The organism is Marinicella rhabdoformis (assembly GCF_009671245.1).
Lineage (GTDB): Bacteria > Pseudomonadota > Gammaproteobacteria > Xanthomonadales > Marinicellaceae > Marinicella > Marinicella rhabdoformis.
Window position 1 is genome coordinate 78,268 of sequence record NZ_VTFS01000008.1, and the last position, 22,606, is coordinate 100,873.

Below are 22,606 nucleotides of genomic sequence, written 5' to 3' on the forward strand. Positions count from 1 at the left end.
ATTAAGTTTGACCTAGGCCAGTAAGTGAAAGCTTACTGGCCTTTTTATTAATTCTTAAACAAGCCCAGGTTTTGTTATAGTCTATAAACTTTTTTCAATCGACAATGAAATCAAATGTTTTTGGTTCAATACATTCAGGAAAACAGCAAATAAACCTCAATGATTTGTGCGTCATAGTGTGTAAAGTTATAAGTCCTTTTTAGGTGGAATGATCAAATTCCCTACCAACAATCCGATAGAAATTGCCACTGCAATCAAAACAGCTTCAAATGCGGCCTGGACGCCAGTAATTGTGTCATTGGTGTAAAGTGCTGACAATGAATTAAAGCCCATTGAGCCAGGCACCAATAGAATAATGCCAGGTATGTGCATCAAAGAGGCGGGATTGTTACTGAGTCTTGCATAAATATTACCCATCATAGACACCATCATCACAGCAACTAAAGACTTGAATGGTTGCTCAACCCATAAGCCAACCAATTGTGAACCTGAATAAGCCATGGTAATGGATAAGAAAATCCAAAAAGTGTCTTTAACACGAGAGTTGAATAGCACACCAAAAGCCAGCGCAGTGATGACCAGTGCCAAATAGCTGAACCATTCTGGAACGCCATCAAATTTATTGGCCGCTACATCACCATAAAAATGTTGTGCCAATAAAAATCCCAATGCCAAACCAAAGGATAGCAAGAACAAAGTCGTTACAGCACCTGCCATGCGGCTGCTGCCAGAAACCAAATGACCAGTAGAAAGCTCCCTTATCGCCACAGTAATACCTAATCCGGGCACCAAGATAATGAGACCGGCTAACGATACAAGGAAATGGTCAATAGAATGCAAATAGACACTGGCTGTAACAGATAAAAAACCTACTGTCATGGCACACAAAGGTGCGGTTAATTGAGAAAGGTGTTCATGCTTGGCACCAAATAAACTGATAACACCAGTAAACAATCCCATAACAAAAGCAACGGAAACATCCTGCCAGCTGCCCGCGAATAATGTGGTAAAGCCACCTGATACAATGGCAAATGAAAGTATGGTTAACCATGTAGGGTATTCAGAAGGGTGGTCATTGATGTAATGGATTTTTTTCAAGGCCTCATCAATATCCAACTCATCATTTTCAAGCGCATTAAAGACTTCGTTGATGCGTTGTAATGTGCTCAAATTAATATCACCCGGCCTACACTTGACCATGTATGACCTTTGGTTGTCGCCTTCGCCAATGCTGGCTAATACAGCTGTTGGCATAGCAAAAAAACAACCATCAAGCTGAAACTTATCCAACATCACCTGCATATATGATTCTAAACGGTGTGAAGGTGCGCCGGCTTCTGAAATGGCTTTGCTGATTTTAATCAGTATGCTGGCTTGCTTTCTACGGGTTTCGCGGCTTTTTGCCATAGCTGTAATTAAACAATCTAAAAAACAGCAATGATAACCCGATTACGGTATATATCAAAGGTTCATTGAGGTCAGATTTAACCAACCAAATGAAATGTAAACAGGCCAAAAGTATCACCAAGTAAATGACTCGATGCAAACGTTTCCAGCTTTTTCCGAGCCGCCTGACCATGCGCTTGTTTGAAGTGATGGCCATGGGAAGCATAAGTAACCATGCTGCCATTCCCACGGTGATATAAGGCCTTTTGATGATGTCTTCAAAGAATTGAGACCAATTGAATTGAATATCCAGCCAAAGGTAAGTGGTTAAATGTAATGTGGCATAGAAAAATGTAAACAAGCCAAGCATGCGTCTCAACCGAATAAAAACGGCTAGTTTAGTCATTACTTTCAATGGTGTCATCAGTAAAGTAAGCAACAACAATCGCAAGGCCCAAATGCCAGTGCGGTGTAATATTTCCTCGATTGGATCTGCCGTTAGGTTGTTTTGGAAGCCGTCCCAAACAATAATGGCGAGCGGCAATAAACACAGCACAAATAAAACTGCTTTTAACCAAAACAGTTTTCTCATTAAAAAGTCTTTCATTAAAAGTTTTTCCTTAAATCCATGCCTTGGTACATTGATGCGACATATTCGGCATAACCGTTATATATTTGAGTGTCTATGCGATTTCTGAAAAAAGAAAATTCGCCTGTGATGCGGCGTTCTGTCGCTTGAGACCATCGAGGGTGGTCAACTTCAGGATTGACATTGGCATAGAAACCATATTCATTAGGTGCAATGGCCTGCCATGAATTGACCGGCTGTTTGTCAACAAAGGCAATTTTCTTGATGGATTTAATGCCTTTGAATCCGTACTTCCAAGGCGTGACTAACCTGATAGGTGCACCATTTTGATTGGGCATGTTTTTGCCAAAAAGCCCAACTGCCATCAGGGTCAATTCATTCATGGCTTCATCCATGCGAAGGCCTTCTCGGTAAGGCCAAGGTATGGCTCGACCGTTTTGGCCTGGCATTTGTTTGGGGTCATATAGCGTTTCAAAATACACATACTTGGCATTCGAAGTGGGTTCTAAATATTTGATTAAATCAGCCAGCTTAAATCCCAACCATGGAATGACCATAGACCAAGCCTCAACACAGCGCATGCGATAGATGCGTTCTTCAATGGTAAAGTTTTTAATTAACTTCTCTAAGTCAAATGTGCCTGTTTTGTTGCAATGTCCAGACACTTCAATAGACCAATCATCGGTGTTGAAGTTTTTGGCATTTTCAGCGGGGTCATCTTTACCCAAGCCGAATTCATAGAAGTTGTTGTAGGTGGTGACGTCTTTTTCTAAAGTGGTTTTTTCAATGCTGAATTTGTCATTGCGTTTGTGCGCTGGCAAAGTTAAGGCCATGGCAGATGGGGCTAATAAACTGCCAGCACCAATCAGTCCCGCTTTGAGTAATTGTCTTCTTTGTCTGTATACTGATTCATCAGTAACTTGAAAATCTTTATGTGTGTTTTTAAATTTCATAGGAAAGTATAAGCAAGCAATAGATTAATATAATACAATCCTAGACCCTTATTGGTCTGTATTTATCACAAAAAAATGACGGTTTATAATTTCTCGGCAGGTCCTGCCACATTACCCCTTGAAGTCAAACGCACCATTGAACAAGAATTGTATAATTGGAATGGTACAGGATGCTCCGTGATGGAAATGTCGCATCGGAGCAAAGAATTTACTGATATGGCGGATGAAAATGAAGCCTTGGCCCGCGAATTACTCAATATCTCTGATGATTATGCAGTGATGTTAATCCCCGGTGGTGCCAGGTTGCAGTACTCAATGATTCCCATGAATCTTTCTAGCCCAAAAGGGCAGGCCATATACGCCATCAATGGACACTGGGGCAAACAAGCGATAAAAGAAGGTGGCCGCTTTTGCCAAGCCACAAGCACTGCGCCTATCTCAGATGATGTTTATGCCAGTATTCCAGAATTTGACGCTTCAAAGCTGAATGCCGATGCAGATTATTTTCACTTTACCAGCAATGAAACTTTAGAAGGTGTTCAATGGCACAGCATGCCAGAAACCAATGGCGTGCCGATTGTTTGTGACATGACCTCAGATTTGTTGACACGTGAGGTTGATGTCAATGATTACGACATGATTTATGCCAGCGCACAGAAAAACATGGGTATAGCAGGTATCACATTTGTCATCATGAAACGCAGTATGATAGGGCATTCTGAAAATTTATTGCCCACCATGATGAATTACAAAACCTATGCAGACACCCGTTCATTCTATAACACACCACCGACATTCCCGTGGTATGTCATGTTACAGGTGTTGCGTTGGACTCAAGCGCAAGGTGGCGTTAAGACGATTCAAGCCATGAATCAAAGCAAGTCTAATAAATTGTATCAATACATCGACAGCAGCGACTTTTATATGAACAAGGTGGCCAAAAACTGTCGTTCTGAAGTGAATGTACCGTTTTGGTTGAAAGATGACGCTTTAAATGCCCAATTTTTGCAACAAAGCAGTGAATCAGGCTTAAAAGCTTTAAAAGGTCACATGGCAGTAGGCGGTATGCGTGCCAGCATATACAATGCCATGCCTGAAAATGGCATCGATGCACTGATTGCCTTTATGAAACAATTTGAAAAGCAAAACAGTTAAAGGAAAAGCTGAAATTAAAGAGAGATGACAATGGATGATAAGAAAAAAAGCAAATTAAGCCTAAGAAAAGGCGGTGATAAGCCAACAGAAGGCATTTGGGCAAAAAAACAAGCAGACTCAAAATCCAAAGGCCAGTCAACTGAAACTAAACAACAAAAAACATCAGAAGAACCTAAAAAAGAAGTACTGGTTCAAATTGGTGAAACACATACCTTAACGGTAAAGGCCTTGATGTCATTTGGTGCAAAAATGGACGGTAGGAATTTGGGTGATGTTTATTTACCCAAAAAACACATGCCTGAATCATTACTTGAAGGCAGTGAACTGTCGGTGTTTTTATATCAAGACTCAGATGACCAAATCATTGCAACCACTCAGTTGCCTTTGGTTGAGTTGGGTCAATGTGCTTATTTGAAAGTGGTTGACGTAACAAAAATTGGCGCTTTTGTCGATTGGGGCATGCCCAAAGATTTGTTGATACCTTTTGCAGAGCAACGCAATGAACTGCGCAATGGTCAACATATTGTGGTGTATGTTTACCAAAACAAAGCATCAGGCAAACTGGCCGCTTCCACCAAGTTAAGCAAATACTTAGAAGAAGTGAATACAAGCTTCAAAGAACGTGATGAAGTTCATGTGCTGGTTTGTGATCACAGTGACCTGGGTTATAAAGTGGTGATTAATAACACCCACTTGGGTTTGATTCACCGTTCAGATGTGTTTCAACAATTTCGTGTGGGCCATCAAGCCAAAGCCTACATCAAAGAAATACGCCCTGATGGCAAAATAAACGTCACAACTCACATACCCAATAAAGCCCAATTGGGTGACTTGGCAGACCAAATATTGGCAGATTTACAAGCCAATGGGGGCATTTCTACATTAACCGACAAAAGTGATCCCGACCTGATAAAAGCCAAATGGAAAGTCAGCAAAGGCAGTTACAAAAAAGCCATCGGTAAATTATACAAAGCACGTAAAATCACTATCACACCACGTTCTATCACATTGAATAATGAGTAAATGATACGCATATGACCGAACCTGATTTAAGACCGATGGTGGCGCCTTGTCGAACTGTTCCTGTATTTTCAGCATTTACATGGTTGAAAAAGGGTTGGTCTGATTTTAAACAGGTGCCAAAAATCAGTTTAACCTATGGTTTGGTGATGATGGTTATCAGTTTGTTGATTACCGGTTTGGCCTATCAAGCGCATTCGATAGTATTAGCGATTGCGCTGACTTCGGGGTTCTTTTTCTTGGGTCCTATTTTGGCGATTGGATTATATACTTTGAGCCGACAAATCAGTAACAACAGGCCGCCTCGGTTTATGAGGGGGATTCAAGAAAGTAAGAAGAACATCGGCAATACCATGGTTTTATCCCTGTTCTTTTTGATTGTATTTTTGGTCTGGGCAAGGGCTGCCAGTATGTTGCATATTTTCTTTCCATCTATCACTTCGATGCAAATAGAAGACTGGTATATGTTCATTGGTGTAGGCACTTTAGTGGGCGGTATTTTTGCTGCGATTATTTTTTGTGCAGGTGCGTTTTCTATCCCCATGCTGTTAGACCGCAATGTGGATACTGTGACCACAGTCATCACATCCATTAATGCGGTATTGAAAAATAAGCTGGCGATGCTGGTTTGGGCTATGAGCATCATTGTGTTAATCGTCATTGGCATTTTGACCTTTTATATTGGTTTTATTGTGGCTTTGCCTGTTGTAGGCCACGCCACATGGCATGCTTATAAAGACACCATTGATGCCGATGCTTGGGATTTAGGCCCTGGATTGGCTTCATCAGCTGACGAGTCTGCTGCATCAAAGCAGTAATTTAATTTATAATGTTTGGCATGCAAAAATTGAATGTCAAAACACAAGGCCAATGACTGTCAAAAAAACAGCCTTGATGCTGCCCGGCGGTGGCGCACGTGGGGCTTACCAAGTGGGCGTGATACAAGCCATCTTAGAATTCATGCCCAAAGCATTTCATTTCCCCATCATTAATGGCACATCAGCAGGTGCCATCAACGCGGTGGTCATGGCTTCCCATGCGAAGAATCAAAAATACGGCGCTGCTCGATTGCGACATTTTTGGACTTCCATACATTGCCATGATATATACCGAACTGATGGCATCTATATTGCTAAAACGATGGCACGCGTGTTGGGCTCTGTGTTGTTTGGCCGATTTGGGTTTAAAGCGCCCAATTCACTGTTGGATAACACACCTTTGGCAAAGCTTTTACAACGAGAGTTACAGCTTTTTCAAATAGATGAAGCGATCAGTGAAGGTGATTTACAAGGTTTGTCAGTCACAGCATCTTCCTACGATACGGCAATTGCCAAATGTTTTTATCAAGCGGCAAAGACAGTAAATCCTTGGCAAAGAAGTCGCCGAATAGGCGTGCCGGAAGCCATTACCGTTGAGCACATCATGGCATCAACAGCATTGCCATTTCTTTTCCCGGCACAACTGATCGGTAATGAATATTATGGTGACGGTGGTTTGCGCATGACCGCGCCTTTATCACCAGCGATACATTTGGGTGCGGAACAAATTTTGGTCATTGGTACTCGTGATGAAAGTCCCATTGAAGTACCCAAACAGCCAGGGTCATATCCCAGTATGGGCGAGCTGGGAGGTTATATGTTAGACACCATTTTTATGGATACCTTAATGGCTGATTTGTCGCGATTAAACCGCATCAATCGCACTCTGGAAATAATGGCAGATGAAGAAAGGCAAAAAACACAGTTAAAACCAATTAACACGTTGGTCATCAAACCCAGCGTAGATGTCAGGGACATCACTAAGGCACATGCCGATGCCATTCCACGGCCGGTTAAAACTTTGCTGAAAATGATTGGTGGTTGGGGTAAAGATTGGCGCATGCCGAGTTACTTGTTATTTGAACCCAGTTACACCACAGCTTTAATCAAACTGGGTTACCAAGATGCGATGAATCAAGCAGCAGAAATTGAGTCTTTTTTAAATCAATAAAAAACCCCACTTATGCCAGTGAACAAGTGGGGTTTTTATAAAAACTAATGGGCTTAAACTTCGTCTGATCCTTCTGCTAAATCATCAAACAAATAGGTGCTGAGGTACCTTTCGCCTGTATCAGGAATCATGGACAAAATGACCGAACCTTCAGGTGCTGTTTTTGCTGTTTCTAAAGCCGCTGAGAAAGTGGCTCCTGCAGAAATGCCACAAAAAATGCCTTCTTTACGAGCCAAGTTTAAACTGGCTTCCTTGGCTTGGTGTTCATCGATTGGAATCAGGTGGTCATAAATTTCTTTGTTCATGACATCGCCAACAAAATCAGGTGTCCAGCCTTGAATTTTATGTGGGTTCCACTCCTTACCTGCTAACAAACTGGCTTCTACAGGTTCTGTCGCGACGATTTGGATGCCAGGTCTGGCTAATTTCAAAACTTCCCCAACCCCAGTAATGGTGCCTCCTGTGCCGTAACCACTGACAAAATAATCAAGTCGTTTGTCAGCAAAGTCGCGTAAAATTTCAGGTCCAGTTGTTGATCGGTGATAAGCAGGGTTTGCTTCATTTTCAAATTGTCGGGCCAAAAACCAGCCACGATCTTTTGCTAATTCTTCAGCTTTAGCCACCATACCTGTGCCTCTTGCAGCCGCTGGCGTTAACACCACTTTGGCGCCCAAGGCACGCATTAATTTGCGGCGTTCTATAGAAAACGTCTCACTCATAACGGCGACAAATGGATAGCCTTTGGATGCACTCACCATGGCCAAAGCAATGCCTGTATTGCCAGATGTTGCTTCAACCACGGTTTGCCCAGGTTGAAGTAAGCCGCGTGCTTCTGCATCTTGTATGATGGCATGTGCCAAACGGTCTTTGACAGACGAGAGCGGGTTAAAAGACTCCACCTTAACGTACATTTCTACATGGTCTGGCGCCAAGTTGTTGATGCGTACGACAGGTGTGTTGCCGATGGTTTCTAAAATGTTGTTATAAATCATGCTGTTTAATTTCCATATGTTTGGTGTCTTGTTTGGCTGTTTTGCTTTCGGTGCAAAACCGCTACATAAGACGGTATTATAGTTATGCGCTTAACTTCAGTTTAGTTATTGCTTCGTTTTTATTGTACCAATTAAATTGTTCTGCGTATTGTGCCACTTCACCTATCACTATTAATGCGGGTGACTGTACATCATGTTCTTGTATTAATTCGCTTAAATGTGACAGTTGACCTGTGACAACACGTTGATTTTCTGCTGTGCCATTTTCAATTATGGCGATGGGTTCTTCTGGATTTTTACCGTGTGTGATTAATCTTTCTTGTAGCACAGGTGATTTGATCAAGCCCATATAAACCACCAGCGTTTGTTTGTCTTTGGCATAAAACTGCCAGTCAATGGTGTCCTGCGATGACTGACAATGACCCGTTAAAAAGGTCACACTTTGTGCATGATCACGGTGAGTCAATGGAATGCCGCTGTATGCTGCACAGCCAATAGCGGCCGTAATTCCAGGCACAATTTCAAAATCAATACCGTGTTCATTTAAGGTTTGTATTTCTTCTCCACCTCGGCCAAAAACAAATGGATCACCGCCTTTTAGACGACACACCCTCAAGCCTTTATTGGCCCATTCTACTAACAGCTGATTGATGTTAGCTTGTTTTGTTTTGTGGTTTCCTGCTGACTTACCCACGTCAATCATCTGTGCATCTTTGCGTATCAGGTCTATGATAGGCTGTGGAATCAATTGGTCATGCAACACCACATCAGCTTTTTGCATCACCTGCAATGCTTTGATGGTCAGCAATTCTGGGTTACCAGGGCCTGCACCCACCAAATAGACTTTCCCTTTTGTGGTTTGGTTGTGGCGAATGAGTTGATTAACAGCTTGGGTGCTGTTTTCTTCAAACTGCGTTTCATCTAAAATCAATTGATTGTCATGGTCGAAATACTGCTCCCAGAATGCGCGTCTTGCTTGAGACTGTTTTATTTTTTTCTTAATCAGTGGGCGCAATGATTTGGCTTGTTTAACAATTTTCTGTAATCCAAATGGTAACAATTTTTCAATTTTCTGTTTCAACAACCGTGCCAGTACAGGTGATGAGCCTTCGGTACTGATGGCTATCAGCAAAGGAGACCGATCCACAATGGCTGGTGTCAAATAATTACACAAATCTGGTTCATCCACTGTGTTTAATAATATGTTGTGCTGTTCGGCAAACTCATAGGCTTGCTTAGAAACAATCGGATTTCCTGTCGCCGATACCATCAATTGTGGCTTTTTTCCTAAATTGCTTATATCAATATCTTCTAAGTCCATCTGATGTGTTGACAGCTTTCCTGCAGCTTCCCAGGTGCTGATGGCGTCATTAAAGTCTTTTGCAAAGCAATGTATACGTGCTTTAACCTTGATTAAGGCACTGATTTTCCTAGTGGCCACTTCACCTGCACCAAAAACCCATACGGTTTTATTTTTTAGTTTGATGTTGATTGGTAAATAGTTCATGTGTATGCTTCGGTAATAAGAAGTGCCCATTAACCCATAAAAATTTGACCTGACAAAATAATCAAAACTGATTAGCTTATAACAATTAGTTATTAGAAGTATAGACGTCTATATTGCTATTTGCAAAGCGAGCCGTTACGATGCGACTTTAGTTTTGAAAATTTAGATATCAGAAATAAAGGTTTTTTATGAAATTACAACAATTAAGGTTTTTCGTGGCGATTTGCCAGTCTGGGTTAAATGTAACCTCAGCAGCCAAGTCGCTATACACCTCTCAGCCAGGTGTCAGTAGACAGGTTCGCCTTTTAGAAGACGAGCTTGGTTTGAGTTTGTTTGTGAGACAAGGAAAGGCCTTGGTTTCTTTAACGCAAGCGGGTAAAGAAATTTTACAAAGGGCGCGCTTGATTTTAAAAGAAGTTGAAAACATCAAGGCATTCAGTCATGAGTTGAATCACGTGGATCAAGGACAGCTCAACATTGCCACCACTCACACGCAAGCACGCTATGTCTTGCCTGCCGTGATTCAAAAGTTTCATCAACTATATCCTTCAGTGAAGGTGAACTTGTTACAAGGGACTTCTCAACAAAATTTAAGTTCCTTGAGGAATGGGGAAGTGGACTTTGTCATCACTTCAGGCTCAACACAAGCGACCAGTGACTTGGTGAAACTGGATTTATTCAAGTGGCAGCGTAAAATTGTGGTGCCCAAAGAGCACCCATTGGCGACAAAATCTGAAATTTCTTTAAAAGAACTGTCAAAACATCCGTTGATTGTTTATTTGTTTAATGACCAAGAAAGTTCTTCATTGGTTCAAGCATTTAATCAAGCAGGATTGGATTATAAAATTGTATTCACCGCCAGAGATTCTGATGTCATCAAAGCCTATGTGAGACAGGGTTTGGGTGTCGGTTTGATTGCTGGTATGGCGTTGGATGAAAAATTAGATGCTGACTTGCATGGTATAGAAACAGAAAGCATATTGCCTTTGTGTTCTACTTGGTTGGCATTCAACCCCAGTTTGTTTTTACGTGGTTTCATGCATGAATTCATTCAATTGTTTGCGCCACATGTTAAGCGTGAACAAATTCAATCTGCCATTGACAATAAGTTGATGCTGATTGACCCACAAAAACCATCACAACCGATTGATTCTGCTTGGCATGTCTGAGCCCGTCATTCACATATTAGCAGATGAAAACATGCCGGCATTGTCGGCATGTTTTGGTTCTGTGGCACAAATCAAAACAACAGCGGGTAGGGATATCAGTCATAAAGACCTGCAAAATGTGGACGCTTTGTTGGTTCGCTCAGTCACTCAAGTCAATGCCGATTTGTTGTGCGCGTCTGATGTTCAGTTTGTCGGTTCAGCCACGATTGGCACGGATCATATTGACCAGGCGTTCCTCGACTCACGAAACATTGAGTTTGTTCATGCGCCTGGGTCAAATGCACAATCGGTAGTTGAATATGTCATCACAGCAGTGGCATTGTGGTGTCAAAAACATAACAAATCACCTAAAAACCTCAAGTTCGGTATCATCGGCAAGGGGCAAATTGGCTCACGGTTGTTTGATTTTTTAAATGATTTGGGTGTGACGGTTGTGTGTTGTGACCCGCCTTTGGAACACGCTGGAATACAAAGTCCTTGGCATGGTATGGAAGCCATACAGCAATGTGATGTGATCTCCTGTCATGTGCCTTTGACTGCTGAAGGGGCGTATGCGACCAAGCATTTAATTGATGAGGATTTCATGTCGGGCATGAAATCTGGCGCTTTATTAATTAACAGCTCAAGAGGGCCCGTGGTTGATAATGCATCGCTGTTGAATCATTTGAAAGCGCATCATTTTGAAGCGGTATTGGATGTATGGGAAACGGAGCCTGTGATTGAATTGCCCTTGATGGATGCGGTTTTTCTCGCCACTCCTCACATTGCAGGCTATGCCTATGAAGCCAAAATTCGAGGCACATTCATGTTATATCAAGCATTCTGCCAGCATTTTAAGCTCAAAGAAAGTGTCGTTTTTGATGACCTGCTGCCGGCTGGAAAAATTTCTACACACTTTAAAAGTGTTGAGGATTGGTTGTCTCAAGCACCTGTATTATATGATTTAAAAGCAGATGACAGTCGTATGAGACAAGAGGTTAAGAAAAATGCATATGTATTTGATAATTTGAGGAAAAATTACCCGAAAAGGCGTGAGTTTTTACGATTGTAAAACCCTTGTTCACTTTTGATGTACAAACAAGGGTTTTTTTATGTTGTTGCTTTATTTGAGCTTTATTTGGCCTGTAAGCGAATCGCGCCGTCTAATCGAATCACAGAGCCATTAAGGTATGTGTTTTCAATGATGTGTTGTGCCGTGCGGGCAAATTCATTGGGTGCACCCAAGCGAGAAGGAAAAGGTACCGCTGCACCCAAAGCCGCCTTCACATCATCAGGCATACCAGCAACCATTGGTGTCATGAACACGCCAGGTGCAATCGTCATCACACGCACGCCGATGCGGGTGAATTCACGCGACATGGGCAATGTCATGCCCACTATGCCTGCTTTTGAAGCAGAGTAGGCCGCTTGACCTATTTGCCCTTCATAAGCAGCAATAGAAGCGGTGTTGATGATGACGCCAGTTTGACCGTCTTCGTCTTTTTCATTGTGTTGCATCACATTGGCAGCGGCTTTTGATACATTGAAGCTACCGATCAAATTGACTTGAATGGCACTGTTGAAATGGCTCAAATCCATAGGCTTTTCACGACCGAGCACGCGACCAGCAGCTAAAATGCCAGCGCAATTTATGGCAACATTCAATCCACCAGCAAAATCTTTTGCGGCATCACATGCCTGTTCGATTTCAGATTCGGATGTCACATTGGCTTGAATGAATTGTGCATGGTCTGCACCCAATTGTTCAACGGCTGCAGCACCTGCTTCTTGGTTGATGTCAATCAAAGTGACTTTACCACCGTTTTCAACAATGTGTTGTGCACAGGCGAAGCCCAGTCCAGATGCGCCACCGGTGATGATGGCTTTGGTGTTGTTTAAATTCATGATGTTTCTCTCAATAATTGTTCTGATTGATGTTCTCTTTTAAGCGGTCGCATCAGGTAGCATAAGCAGTCCAGTTTAATGGCACGTTCACTTTGTGTGATCATGGCGGGCATGACCGCATGCTTGAGGACCACTTGTTGATCGGTGTTTATTTCAAAATATTGTTCAGTGATGTCGTGACCCAGTTGATCAGTGACGATAAATGGCATGACAGGGGCTTGCTGTTCATGTATTTGCTGTTCAGTGCTTTGGTACAATTGACCAAAGCTAACACCTGGTTTTAACATGTGAAAGTTATGTGCATCCAAATCATTTGGAATCACAAATTGGGCATTGTTCTTGTGTTGGCCTACGGCAAAAGGATGGCCTGGCTTGACTTTAACTGTAGCGAATATATTCATCACATCCTGATGCTCAGCGATGCCCGGTACTTCATGCAAGTTAGGTAAATGAATCAGGTTTTCTAAGAAAGTAACAGTTTGTTCAATGCCATCTGCTGTGCCTGACTGCCCGCATTCAATGGTGACAGCAGGGCAAAAGTCAGCAAATGCGCCTGATTGGATGCCATCAGGACTGGTGAAATGAATCATGGTGTCTGAGAATAAAGAAGCCAAATTAACAAAATCGCCATTCAATGAGTTGATGCCTGAGTAATGTGGATTCCTGCCTGAATTGTTATGAATGTCTACACTGGCGAATGGGTTCATGGCTTTTGCCATTGCTGTAACCTCGGCCATGATTTTTGCTGTTTGATCTTGTCGGTTATGCCGACCAGGCCAACAACGATTGAAATCGACTTGCCCATCTAATTGCCTTAAATTTTGTGCGGCTGCCTCTATGTTACCGAAGTAAATACATAAACTGCGTGGTAACTTGTCCAAATGATTGTTTAAAAACACCTTCAATGCATCCCAGCCAGTGGTTTCATCGCCGTGTTGTAAAATTGAAATAAACAAAGGACGCTGGATTTTTCCTTGGAGTTTTACGATGGTGTGGGTATCTACACATTGATGCAGTTGATTGGCATCCAAATTGAGGATGTTTTCAGGTAATTGATTGAGGATTTTTATCATTTGTGGGAACTTTGTCATGCAATCGTAATCTCAGGCAGCGCATAAGGTACAACTTATGGGCAGAAATTGAAAGTGTCTGTGGACATTTTTTGTTGATTTTTTATTCTGCATTGTCCACAATTTACGACCGAATTTTGCTTCCAGAAACTTTGAATTAATGATTAATTTAAAGTTTATTAGCTGTGAGGTGTTAAGTTGTATAAATTTTTGAGGAAACTGAAATGATTGAATGTTTGAATTTATCAAAACAATTTGGCCATTTTACAGCGGTTGATGATTTGTCATTCACTGCTGAAAAAGGTCAGGTTTTGGGATTTTTAGGCCCCAATGGTGCAGGCAAATCCACCACAATGAAAATGATTACAGGATTTTTAGAACCCACGTCTGGTGGGATTAAAGTGTGCGGAGAAGATGTCCTTCAAAATCCACAAATTTGTAAACAAAAAATAGGCTATTTGCCAGAAGGCGCCCCCAGCTATGGAGAAATGGAAGTGGGTGACTTTTTGTATTTTATTGCCAGTATGCGAGGCATCGCAAAAGCACAACAAAAAGCAGCGGTTGAATCCGTGATTGAGCGTGTTAATTTAACCAATGTCTATTACCAGCGAATTGAAACTTTATCTAAAGGTTTTAAGCGTCGTGTTGGATTGGCACAGGCCATCATCCACAACCCAGAAGTGTTGATTCTTGATGAGCCTACTGACGGACTCGATCCAAACCAAAAGCATTTGGTGCGAGAACTCATTATCAACATGTCTAAAGAAAAAACCATCATCTTATCCACTCACATTTTAGAAGAAGTGCATGCAGTATGTGATCGAGCCATCATCATTGCCGATGGTCGTTTGGTCGCTGATAACACACCGAATGAAATGGAGAAGATGTCCCGCTACAACCATGCAGTCAGTTTTGTGTCAAACTTAGACACCAATCTTTTAAACAAAATCAAAGCCTTAGACTGTGTTCGTGATGTTTCTTATGATGCCAGATTAAAAGAGACGACAGTCTTTCCAAGTCAGGGTTTATTTATTTTTGATGAAATCAGTGATTTCTTAAAGGCACAATCTGTCAAAGTGGACAGCTTAAAAATGGAGTCAGGTCGTTTGGATGAAGTGTTCAGAAACATCACCCAAGACAGCAAAGAAAAGGAGGTGGCCAAATGAATCACATCAATGCCATAGTCAAACGTGAATTAAGCAGCTATTTCGCCACGCCGATTGCTTATGTATTCATCGTTATCTTTCTAATCATGAGTGGTGTATTTGCTTTTTACTTGGGCAATTTATACGAGCGTGGGCAGGCTGACTTGATGCCCTTCTTTAACTTTCACCCTTGGTTGTACCTGTTTTTGGTACCTGCTGTGGCGATGAGGCTGTGGTCAGAAGAGCGCAACAGTGGCAACATCGAATTGTTGATGACCTTGCCAGTTAAAAAAATGGACTGGGTGTTAGGTAAGTTTTTAGCCGCTTGGTTGTTTGTCGCTGTGGCTTTGGTACTGACCTTTCCACTGGTGATATCTGTAAATTATCTGGGTGATCCTGACAATGGTTTGATTGTTGCCAGTTACTTAGGCAGCTTGTTATTGGCCGGTGGCTTTTTGGCGATTGGGTCTTGTATTTCAGCGGCAACAAAAAACCAAGTGATTGCGTTTATTTTAACTGTGGTTATTTGCTTTTTATTCCTACTGGCGGGTTTCCCTATGGTGTTGAATTTTTTCAAGGCCTTTGCCCCTCAGTTTATCGTCGATGCAATCGCTTCGACGAGTTTTTTGACACACTTTGATTCCATTACCAAAGGTGTTTTGGACTTGGGTGATGTGTGTTATTTCGGCATCATGATTGCAGTGTGGTTGTATGCCACATCTATTGTTATCGACATCAAAAAAGGAAACTGATATGAGTCTTCAAAATCACAAATCAAAAAACAAAACAAAACTGCTGATACTGGCAGTGATTTTCATTCTCAGTTCTGTCATTATTAACCAAAGTGGCTTGTTTTCTCGTTTGCGAGTTGACTTGACTGAAAATGACTTGTTCACCTTAAACCAAGGTACAAAAAACATCTTGAAAACCATTGATGAGCAGGTGCATTTGAGGTTGTTTTTCTCTGATCAAGCAACAGAAAACATCCCAATGATTCGCACTTATTACCAACGTGTGGCTGACTTTTTGGAAGAGTTGGAACGCTACGGAAACGGTAAATTAAAGGTGTCAATCATTGACCCTGTGTCTTTTTCTGAGGAAGAAGACCAAGCTTCTCAGTATGGATTACAAGCTTTGCCTGTAGGTGAGGGCGGTGAAAATGTATTCTTTGGCATCGCAGCGACCAATGCATTGGATCAGGTTGAAGTGCTGCCTTTCTTACAGCCCAGTCGTGAAGCTTTTTTAGAATATGATTTGGCACAATTGATTCACAATTTAAACCATGCAGAGAAAAAGCGCATTGGTGTGATGAGTGACTTGCCCATGTTGGGCGATGGTGCGCCAGTCAACCCAATGCAACAACAAGCACCAGCCCAAGGCCAAATCGTGTTTGAACAACTGAAAGAAACCTATGATGTTCAAAAGGTGGCCACTGATGCGACTCGCTTTGATGACATAGATTTGCTGATGGTGGTACATCCTAAAAACCTTTCGGATGCCACTTTGTTTGCGATTGATCAGTTTGTTATGAATGGCGGTCGTTTGATGGTGTTTGTGGATCCAATGGCACAATCAGAAAATGTGCCCGCAGACCCTCAAAACCCATTGGCGCAACTACAAGCTGACCGCTCATCAAATTTGGCCAAGCTGTTGTCTCAATGGGGCATAGGTTTCGATCCAACAAAAATTGTCGTCGATGCCAAGCAGTCTGTACAGATTCAATCGCCACAAGGCCAACCCATCAGGCATTTGGCGATCAATTCATGGGACAAAGAAAGCTATAATCACGAAGACATCGTGATGAGTGAATTGTCTGTTTTGAACACCGCCTTGGCAGGGAGTCTGACAGGAGATGAAGAGCGATTATTGCCTTTACTGAGCAGCTCCAAGGAATCTATGTTAACGGACGCACAACCGATGGTGATGTTGTATAACCCCACCAGTCTTTTGAATGATTTCGAAGCCGATGAGTCAACGCACATCATCGCCGGTCGTTTACAAGGGGAGATTGAGACTGCTTTCCCAGAAGGTTTTGATGGACAAACTGCGGTTTTGACACAGGCGCAACCTCAAGTGGTTGTTGTGGCTGATGTGGACTTGTTGTTTGATCGACTTTGGGTGCGGGCACAGAACTTCTTTGGTCGCCAAGTGTTCAGTAATTTTGCTGACAACGGTGCCTTTATCACCAATGTCATGGATAACATGACAGGTTCTGTTGACTTGATTCAGATTCGTGCGCGCGGTACTTCGACCAGACCTTTTGATAAAGTACAAACGATTCAGCGCGAAAGCGAACAGCAATACCGTGAAACAGAAAATCAATTGCTGCAACGTTTGCGTGAAACGGAACAAAAGTTAAACGAATTACAACGCAGTAAAGGCCAAGAAAATCAGTTGATTCTAAGTGCCGAACAACAAAAAGAAATCAAACGCTTTAAGCAAGAAAAACTAACGGTACGTAAAAACTTGCGAGAAGTGAAACGCAACTTAAATAAAGACATTGAAGCTTTGGGCAGCCGCCTCAAATTCGTCAACATTGCACTGATACCGATACTGTTGACTGTGGTTGTGGTGTTTATGGGCTGGAGGCGTTCAAAACGCAAGGAGAGACGCTATGTTAAATAACATGAAAACGATGTTGGGCTTGGTCTTGGTATTGGCTGGGTTGGTTTACTACTTGGTTAATAAAGACAGCAGCAATGGTGCCACAGGTGAGGGTGCTTGGTTGTTACCTCAGTTACAAGGTGATGTGACAGGTGAACTGACGGCATTAAAAATCAGCAAAGGTGAAGAACACTTGGTGATGATTAAAAAAGGTCAGCAATGGTATGTAGAAGGTGGCTTTTATGCCGACACAGCACCCATGATGCAACTGTTGCAAGCCTTGCGTGCGGCAGAAAAAATAGAAGCCAAAACCAGTAACCCAGAAAATTTTAAACAGCTGGGGTTAGGTGATGATGATTTAAAAGTCACGCTGATGGCGGGAGAGAAGGTCTTGGCTGCGGTTCATTTGGGTAAGAAAGCCACAGCTCCAGGTGCCAGTTTTGCACGCTTAGGTGGTAAAGACCAAACCTGGTTGGTGACAGCCATTGATCAAGTGGCTTTTATGTCTGATGACTGGACTTTGAAAACATTGATTGATGAAAGTGCAGAGCAGGTGGTTCAAGTACGCATTGATAATGGTTCGGCAGCGGTGATAGAAATCAATCGCGACCCAATCAGTGGTACTTGGTCATTGGCGAGTCTACCAGAAGACAAGCAAGTCAAGGTGGATGCACCACTGTTGTCAATGGCCAGTGGTTTGGCCAGTTTCACGATTGAAACAGCAATGCCTGTTGATTTAGCTGATAAGGCATTAAAAATTTCAGCAGATTATCAATTGACCACAGGCGAGTCGATTGCAGTTAAAGTGTATCAACACGCGGCAGATTATTTCGTCACCATGAACTTAGATAAATACAAAAACTGGATGTTTAAAATACCCAGTTACAAGTTTGATGCTTTGAATAAGTCGATGTCAGATTTTATCGAGGATAAAGTGGAATCCACTGCAACAGTGGAAACACCAGATACTCAATCATGATGCCCAATAAGTCGAGCATATATGTCATCATCGCCGCCGTCTATGGACTGACGGCGGTGATTCTGGGTGCCTTAGGCAGTCACGCTTTGGGATTAGAAGCGGGCACCAAAAACATGGCCCTGTTCCAACATGCATTGTTTTACATGATGATGCACGCGCTGCTGTTGTTTTGGCTTTCAAGTCAACTGAATGAAAGCTTCTGGCTGCGTTCAGCGGCTTTGGCAGTCACCCTGGGTGTGTTGTTGTTTTGTGGTGGTTTGTTGCTGCTGATATTTTGGGGTAAAACATCCTTGTCTTGGCTGACACCGGTTGGCGGTTCTTTGATTATTTTGGCTTGGTTGAATATCGTCATCCATGGTTTTCAAAAGTGGCGCAAGTCATAAGCTTTTATTGAATTCTGGCTGACTATGTTGTATAGATTGACCACTGTACTGAGGCAGGTTTGTTGGTTACGAGCTACAGGCAGCTATTGCGTCCTGCTCAAGCTGCACACTTCCCTTAAGATGACTACTTTGGGGTATTCCTATAGGCTTCATGACAATTCTCCAATAAGAATATCATTTTTAGGCTTTTAACGAAACTAATCAGGACGGTGATTGTAGGGAATTGATTACAATGTGTAATTAGAGGTGCATGTCCCTTCTTTTTTGAAACTACCACAGTTACAGCGTAGAACATACTTCCTATGATGCTTTTGGTAAATGGAGAGGAGTCTATTATCCCGGATCAACTGGGTTTAATCATCATCCCTTTGGTGGTGTCACTAACAAGGGTTTCACGGGGCAAGACCCTATTGCAGAGCTGGGTTTGGTTGACTTCAAAGCGAGGTTATATGATCCGAACTTGGGTATGATGCTACAAGCTGATACCATGATTCCTGATGGCCCAGCAATTGATTCAACGAATCGATATGCCTATGTCTATAATAACCCATTGAGCTATACTGACCCCAGCGGTCATCTGCCCTGGGATGTATTTGCTGCGCATGCATCTAGTGCATATAAAACACTTTTTTTGGCCCAAGAGCAACGATTGGCTTTAAAAACATTTTCAACCAACAACAGTCAAGAAAATTCTTTTTTTGCAGGTTCGGGGAACTCAAATAAACCATCACCTGGGATTTCAAATGCGGCGTATGGGAATGGGGATGTGGGTAAGAACGTAAATAGTGACTCGAATAATTCATGCCCAGCAGTTAAAAAACACTTGTCAAAGATCAAGTTCAGAAGATAGCAAGTGGAGGAATGAACAGAAAAATGTTCAAGATAAAGCTAAAAGAGAGGTTAAAGCAACTAAAGCTATGGATAAAGGGGCGATAGAAACAAAATCAGACTTTTTTAATGAAGACGGTAGTGCCAAAAATATTGAAAATGGATATGCTATTGGTGTTAATGGTGAGAAAATTGTTACTTGCATGATTTGTGCAGATAAACGAGGGGCTCAATTTCTTACTCCTGAAGGAGAGTATGGCGCTGATATACATGGTCATACTCCTGGTGCTGGTCAAGAATTACCAGGACCTGTGGATTTTCCCGAAACTAAGCCTAAATACTATTGGGCGCCATCTGGAGCATTAAGAGTTGTGGAAATTGTTTCAATAGACTCTGGTAAGAATCGCGAGTTTTCTATGCAGGTACGCACAGTATATGGAGGAACAACTAAAATGAATAGAGCGGTTAAAAGATGGAAAAGTGGAATGAGCAAAAAGGCTATTTTAAGAATTGAAGAAAAAGGTGGTTTATGAATAAATTTATTAAATTGGCTAATGTGTGTATTTTTTTACTTTTTAGTGGATCATGTTTGGCGGTACCATTAGTTAAATTAATTATTTCACCGTGTGATTTCAATGAAAAAAAGGTTGTTACTTCTGGGTATTTAGGCATGATTACTCCTTTTGAACCAGGTAGTGGTAGATTGTTTCTGACAATCGACGACTTTAAGTTTAATAACTTAGAGCAATCAATTATGATAAAAATTCCCGATGAAATCGCCTTAAAAAAAGAGCTATATCATAAAAAATATATCATTGTTTCAGGAGAATATAATTGCTCACTTAGTTCTCATGGAAATTTAGGTTCAGGAGGAATAGAAAGTGTTTCAAGTATTCGATTGGCAAATAAAAACCCTTATTTTAACCCTAATGATTTTTCTGAAGGTTTAATTAAAAAAATTCATAGCCAAAAACTTACTGAATTTGGAAGAATGGCAATTGATAAAATACTGAATGAAGACTCAATTGATAAAAAGTTAGAGTTTCTCTTTAAAAAATCAAAAATCAGACAAACAAATTTTAAAAGGCTCGAATGGATTATTAATGATTATCTAAAAAATAGAGATTTGTCTAAATATTCACAATGTACTATTTACGAATATGTTGTTCAGGAGGTCGAAGAAGTGAGTGAAGGTTTTATTTGTTATTCAAAAAGTGACTGTAATTCTTTAGACATCACTGATGCAATAAATCTTCCGAACTGGTCAAGTGAATCTAATGACTTCTGTCTTGAGTATGAGAGAGATGATAAAAATACTAAACTACAATCTATTCAGTTTTATTAGGCTGTGGTGATTTAAAAGCCATAGTAATGAACTAATCAAGAAGAGGCATCCCAGGAGAGGTTGAAGTTGGTTTTTCAGCCTCTTTTTTGTTTTAAAATTGATTGTTTTATCAGGTTCTGAGGTTAAATTGAAGTAAGGTTGTCTGTGACACAACAGCTACCTCATTTCTCTTGCAAACCCAAATTAACATTGTATTGGTAAAGTGAAGTTTGCTACTAAAATAGAGGAATGAACAAATATTATTATGTAGTGGTCAAGTAATTTTGGCCACGGTTTTAGATTCAAGCCAGTACTTTCGTTCCGACTCATTAGGTGTCAGACCATCATTATGTGTATGAGGCCTGACGTTGCAATAGTATCCAACGATGTAGTTGATTACTGATTGTTTTGCTGCCACCAAAGAAGCATAGCCTACTGATGACATCCATTCTGTTTTATAACTCCTGAAGAACCGTTCCATTGGACTGTTATCCCAACAATTACCACGCCTGCTCATACTCTGAGTTATTTGGAAACGCCACAACAATTGTCGGTATTTGATGCTGGTGTAATGGCAACCTTGATCAGAATGAAACATAACGCTTTGAGGGGCTCCTCGTTGCTCATAGGCCATCGTGAGTGCAGCTGCTGTCAAATCAGTGTTGGGCGAATAGCTCATAGCCCATCCAATTATCTTGCGTGAGAACAAATCCATCACCACAGCCAAGTAAGCCCAGCGAGAGCCAGCCCAAACATAAGTCACATCGCCACACCAAACTTGGTTAGGCTCCGATACATTGAATTGTCGGTTCAGAAGGTTTGGTATGCATATATGTTCTCGGTTTGCTTTTTTATAATTGTGCTTGGGTAACTGACTACTGTGTAAATTCAATGCTTTCATCAAGCCTGAAACCCTGTAACGGCTTAATGGAATCCCTCTGGTGGTTGCAATCGTTGAAATGGTTCTGGCACCAGCTGATCCATTACTTTCTTTGTGAATCGATTTAACTGTTGCCAATTCTTTAATCCTTTGTGAATTCACTTTTTTAGGCCTATTGAACCAATACTTGAAGGTACTGCGATGTATCGAAAATACATCGCATAAATCCTTAACTGAATAGCTCCCTTTAAGTCTTTTAATCAGTCTGAGTCGTTCAGCGCGTCTGACATCAAGAGAGCGGTAGCCTTTTTTAGAATTTCTTTCTCCAGTTCAATGCGTTTGATTCTTTTTTCAAGTTCGCGAATCTTCTGCTGATCAGCCGTGATGGGGCTCGCAATTGGGGTGATACCTTTTTGTTCATCCTTTAGTTGTTTGACCCATTTGCCCATAGTCGATAAACCAACATTCATTGCCTCACTGGCTTGTTTAACTGTGTAACCTTGCTCGGTTACTAAGCTGGCCGCTTCTAACTTAAATTCAGCACTGAATGTGCGCCTTGTTCGTTTGTTCATTAATCACCTTCTTGTCCGAAGTAATATCATATATCACCTCTAAGTTGGTGGCCAATTTCACTGTACCACTACAGTTCGATGAAAAGCTTTGTATGAAAATAGACAACGCATACAAGGCTGAAGTAACTGAGCGCAGGAGAATTGAAAAATTGGAGCAAGCAATCAAAGAGGACAATC

21 protein-coding genes and 1 pseudogene are annotated in these 22,606 nt (G+C 41.6%); 14 read left to right on the top strand and 8 right to left on the bottom strand.

The annotated features are described in order from the left end of the window. Window positions 1-186 precede the first annotated feature (186 nt). The 3 genes from FET73_RS14395 to msrP are packed head-to-tail and all read right to left on the bottom strand — an operon-like array spanning window position 187 to window position 2,928. Entirely contained in the window at window positions 187-1,407 is a 1,221-nt protein-coding gene (locus FET73_RS14395; protein WP_154224665.1) for a threonine/serine exporter family protein, read from the bottom strand. Beyond that, the gene (msrQ, locus tag FET73_RS14400) at window positions 1,382-1,993 is read right to left on the bottom strand and encodes a protein-methionine-sulfoxide reductase heme-binding subunit MsrQ (RefSeq protein WP_154224666.1); all 612 of its coding nucleotides are present in this window, start codon (window positions 1,991-1,993) and stop codon (window positions 1,382-1,384) included. The genes FET73_RS14395 and msrQ overlap by 26 nt, the downstream gene beginning before the upstream one ends. Next, complete coding sequence (msrP, locus tag FET73_RS14405) at window positions 1,993-2,928, bottom strand: protein-methionine-sulfoxide reductase catalytic subunit MsrP (RefSeq protein ID WP_154224667.1); 936 nt, start codon at window positions 2,926-2,928, stop codon at window positions 1,993-1,995. The genes msrQ and msrP overlap by 1 nt, the downstream gene beginning before the upstream one ends. Before the next feature lie 75 nt (window positions 2,929-3,003). Between msrP and serC the strand changes: the two genes are divergently transcribed. From serC to FET73_RS14425, 4 genes are read left to right on the top strand one after another with little or no spacing between them, the layout of a single operon-like run. Next, window positions 3,004-4,083: a 3-phosphoserine/phosphohydroxythreonine transaminase gene (gene serC / locus FET73_RS14410; protein WP_154224668.1), complete on the top strand. Its 1,080-nt coding sequence runs from the start codon at window positions 3,004-3,006 to the stop codon at window positions 4,081-4,083. Between the two features lie 30 nt (window positions 4,084-4,113). Beyond that, a complete protein-coding gene (locus FET73_RS14415; RefSeq protein ID WP_179952312.1) occupies window positions 4,114-5,106 on the top strand; it encodes a CvfB family protein in 993 nt (330 codons plus the stop codon). A gap of 11 nt (window positions 5,107-5,117) precedes the next feature. Next, window positions 5,118-5,921, top strand: a complete 804-nt coding sequence (locus FET73_RS14420) for a DUF2189 domain-containing protein (RefSeq protein ID WP_154224670.1) — start codon at window positions 5,118-5,120, stop codon at window positions 5,919-5,921. Window positions 5,922-5,973: 52 nt separating this feature from the next. Next, complete coding sequence (locus tag FET73_RS14425; RefSeq protein WP_154224671.1) at window positions 5,974-7,092, top strand: patatin-like phospholipase family protein; 1,119 nt, start codon at window positions 5,974-5,976, stop codon at window positions 7,090-7,092. A gap of 53 nt (window positions 7,093-7,145) precedes the next feature. Here the strand turns inward: FET73_RS14425 and cysK are convergent, their stop codons facing one another. Further along, window positions 7,146-8,084 carry a cysteine synthase A gene (cysK, locus tag FET73_RS14430; protein WP_154224672.1) on the bottom strand — a complete coding sequence of 313 codons (939 nt, stop codon included), beginning with the start codon at window positions 8,082-8,084 and terminating at the stop codon, window positions 7,146-7,148. Between the two features lie 82 nt (window positions 8,085-8,166). Then, window positions 8,167-9,591: a siroheme synthase CysG gene (gene cysG, locus FET73_RS14435; RefSeq protein WP_179952313.1), complete on the bottom strand. Its 1,425-nt coding sequence runs from the start codon at window positions 9,589-9,591 to the stop codon at window positions 8,167-8,169. A 188-nt stretch (window positions 9,592-9,779) separates the two neighbouring features. On the opposite strand from cysG, the gene FET73_RS14440 reads away from it, so the two are divergent. Together FET73_RS14440 and FET73_RS14445 are read left to right on the top strand one after the other, a co-directional pair. Continuing rightward, window positions 9,780-10,760 (top strand): LysR substrate-binding domain-containing protein, encoded by a 981-nt coding sequence (locus tag FET73_RS14440; protein WP_154224674.1) that lies wholly within the window; start codon window positions 9,780-9,782, stop codon window positions 10,758-10,760. Then, on the top strand, window positions 10,753-11,811 hold the full coding sequence (locus tag FET73_RS14445) for a 4-phosphoerythronate dehydrogenase (RefSeq protein WP_154224675.1): 1,059 nt from the start codon (window positions 10,753-10,755) through the stop codon (window positions 11,809-11,811). The genes FET73_RS14440 and FET73_RS14445 overlap by 8 nt, the downstream gene beginning before the upstream one ends. Window positions 11,812-11,873: 62 nt before the next feature. On the opposite strand, the gene FET73_RS14450 is transcribed toward FET73_RS14445, so the two are convergent. Together FET73_RS14450 and FET73_RS14455 are read right to left on the bottom strand one after the other, a co-directional pair. Then, window positions 11,874-12,644, bottom strand: coding sequence for an SDR family NAD(P)-dependent oxidoreductase (locus FET73_RS14450; protein ID WP_154224676.1), 771 nt, complete (start codon window positions 12,642-12,644; stop codon window positions 11,874-11,876). Continuing rightward, entirely contained in the window at window positions 12,641-13,735 is a 1,095-nt protein-coding gene (locus tag FET73_RS14455) for a M14 family metallopeptidase (protein WP_154224677.1), read from the bottom strand. Before FET73_RS14455 ends, FET73_RS14450 begins: the two co-directional genes overlap by 4 nt. Before the next feature lie 203 nt (window positions 13,736-13,938). Between FET73_RS14455 and FET73_RS14460 the strand changes: the two genes are divergently transcribed. The 8 genes and pseudogenes from FET73_RS14460 to FET73_RS14495 all read left to right on the top strand — a co-directional run bounded on the left by FET73_RS14460 (window position 13,939) and on the right by FET73_RS14495 (window position 20,998). Further along, window positions 13,939-14,880, top strand: a complete 942-nt coding sequence (locus FET73_RS14460) for an ABC transporter ATP-binding protein (protein WP_154224678.1) — start codon at window positions 13,939-13,941, stop codon at window positions 14,878-14,880. Continuing rightward, window positions 14,877-15,611: an ABC transporter permease subunit gene (locus tag FET73_RS14465; RefSeq protein ID WP_154224679.1), complete on the top strand. Its 735-nt coding sequence runs from the start codon at window positions 14,877-14,879 to the stop codon at window positions 15,609-15,611. Before FET73_RS14460 ends, FET73_RS14465 begins: the two co-directional genes overlap by 4 nt. Window position 15,612: 1 nt before the next feature. Next, a complete protein-coding gene (locus FET73_RS14470) occupies window positions 15,613-17,484 on the top strand; it encodes a GldG family protein (protein WP_179952314.1) in 1,872 nt (623 codons plus the stop codon). Then, entirely contained in the window at window positions 17,474-18,442 is a 969-nt protein-coding gene (locus FET73_RS14475) for a DUF4340 domain-containing protein (protein ID WP_154224681.1), read from the top strand. Before FET73_RS14470 ends, FET73_RS14475 begins: the two co-directional genes overlap by 11 nt. Continuing rightward, window positions 18,442-18,825, top strand: coding sequence for a DUF423 domain-containing protein (locus FET73_RS14480; RefSeq protein WP_179952315.1), 384 nt, complete (start codon window positions 18,442-18,444; stop codon window positions 18,823-18,825). Before FET73_RS14475 ends, FET73_RS14480 begins: the two co-directional genes overlap by 1 nt. A 385-nt stretch (window positions 18,826-19,210) precedes the next feature. Next, window positions 19,211-19,675: pseudogene (locus tag FET73_RS14485) on the top strand (RHS repeat domain-containing protein); the annotation flags it as partial. Then, a complete protein-coding gene (locus FET73_RS14490; protein ID WP_154224684.1) occupies window positions 19,611-20,186 on the top strand; it encodes a hypothetical protein in 576 nt (191 codons plus the stop codon). The pseudogene FET73_RS14485 and the gene FET73_RS14490, both read left to right, overlap by 65 nt. Next, complete coding sequence (locus FET73_RS14495) at window positions 20,183-20,998, top strand: hypothetical protein (protein ID WP_154224685.1); 816 nt, start codon at window positions 20,183-20,185, stop codon at window positions 20,996-20,998. The genes FET73_RS14490 and FET73_RS14495 overlap by 4 nt, the downstream gene beginning before the upstream one ends. A 253-nt stretch (window positions 20,999-21,251) precedes the next feature. Here the strand turns inward: FET73_RS14495 and FET73_RS14500 are convergent. Beyond that, window positions 21,252-22,429, bottom strand: a protein-coding gene (locus FET73_RS14500) for an IS3 family transposase (RefSeq protein ID WP_425481550.1) whose coding sequence is annotated in 2 segments (ribosomal slippage) — window positions 21,252-22,171 and window positions 22,171-22,429 — 1,179 coding nt in all. Because the reading frame shifts where the segments join, the coding sequence is not laid out codon by codon here. Between the last annotated feature and the right edge of the window lie 177 nt (window positions 22,430-22,606).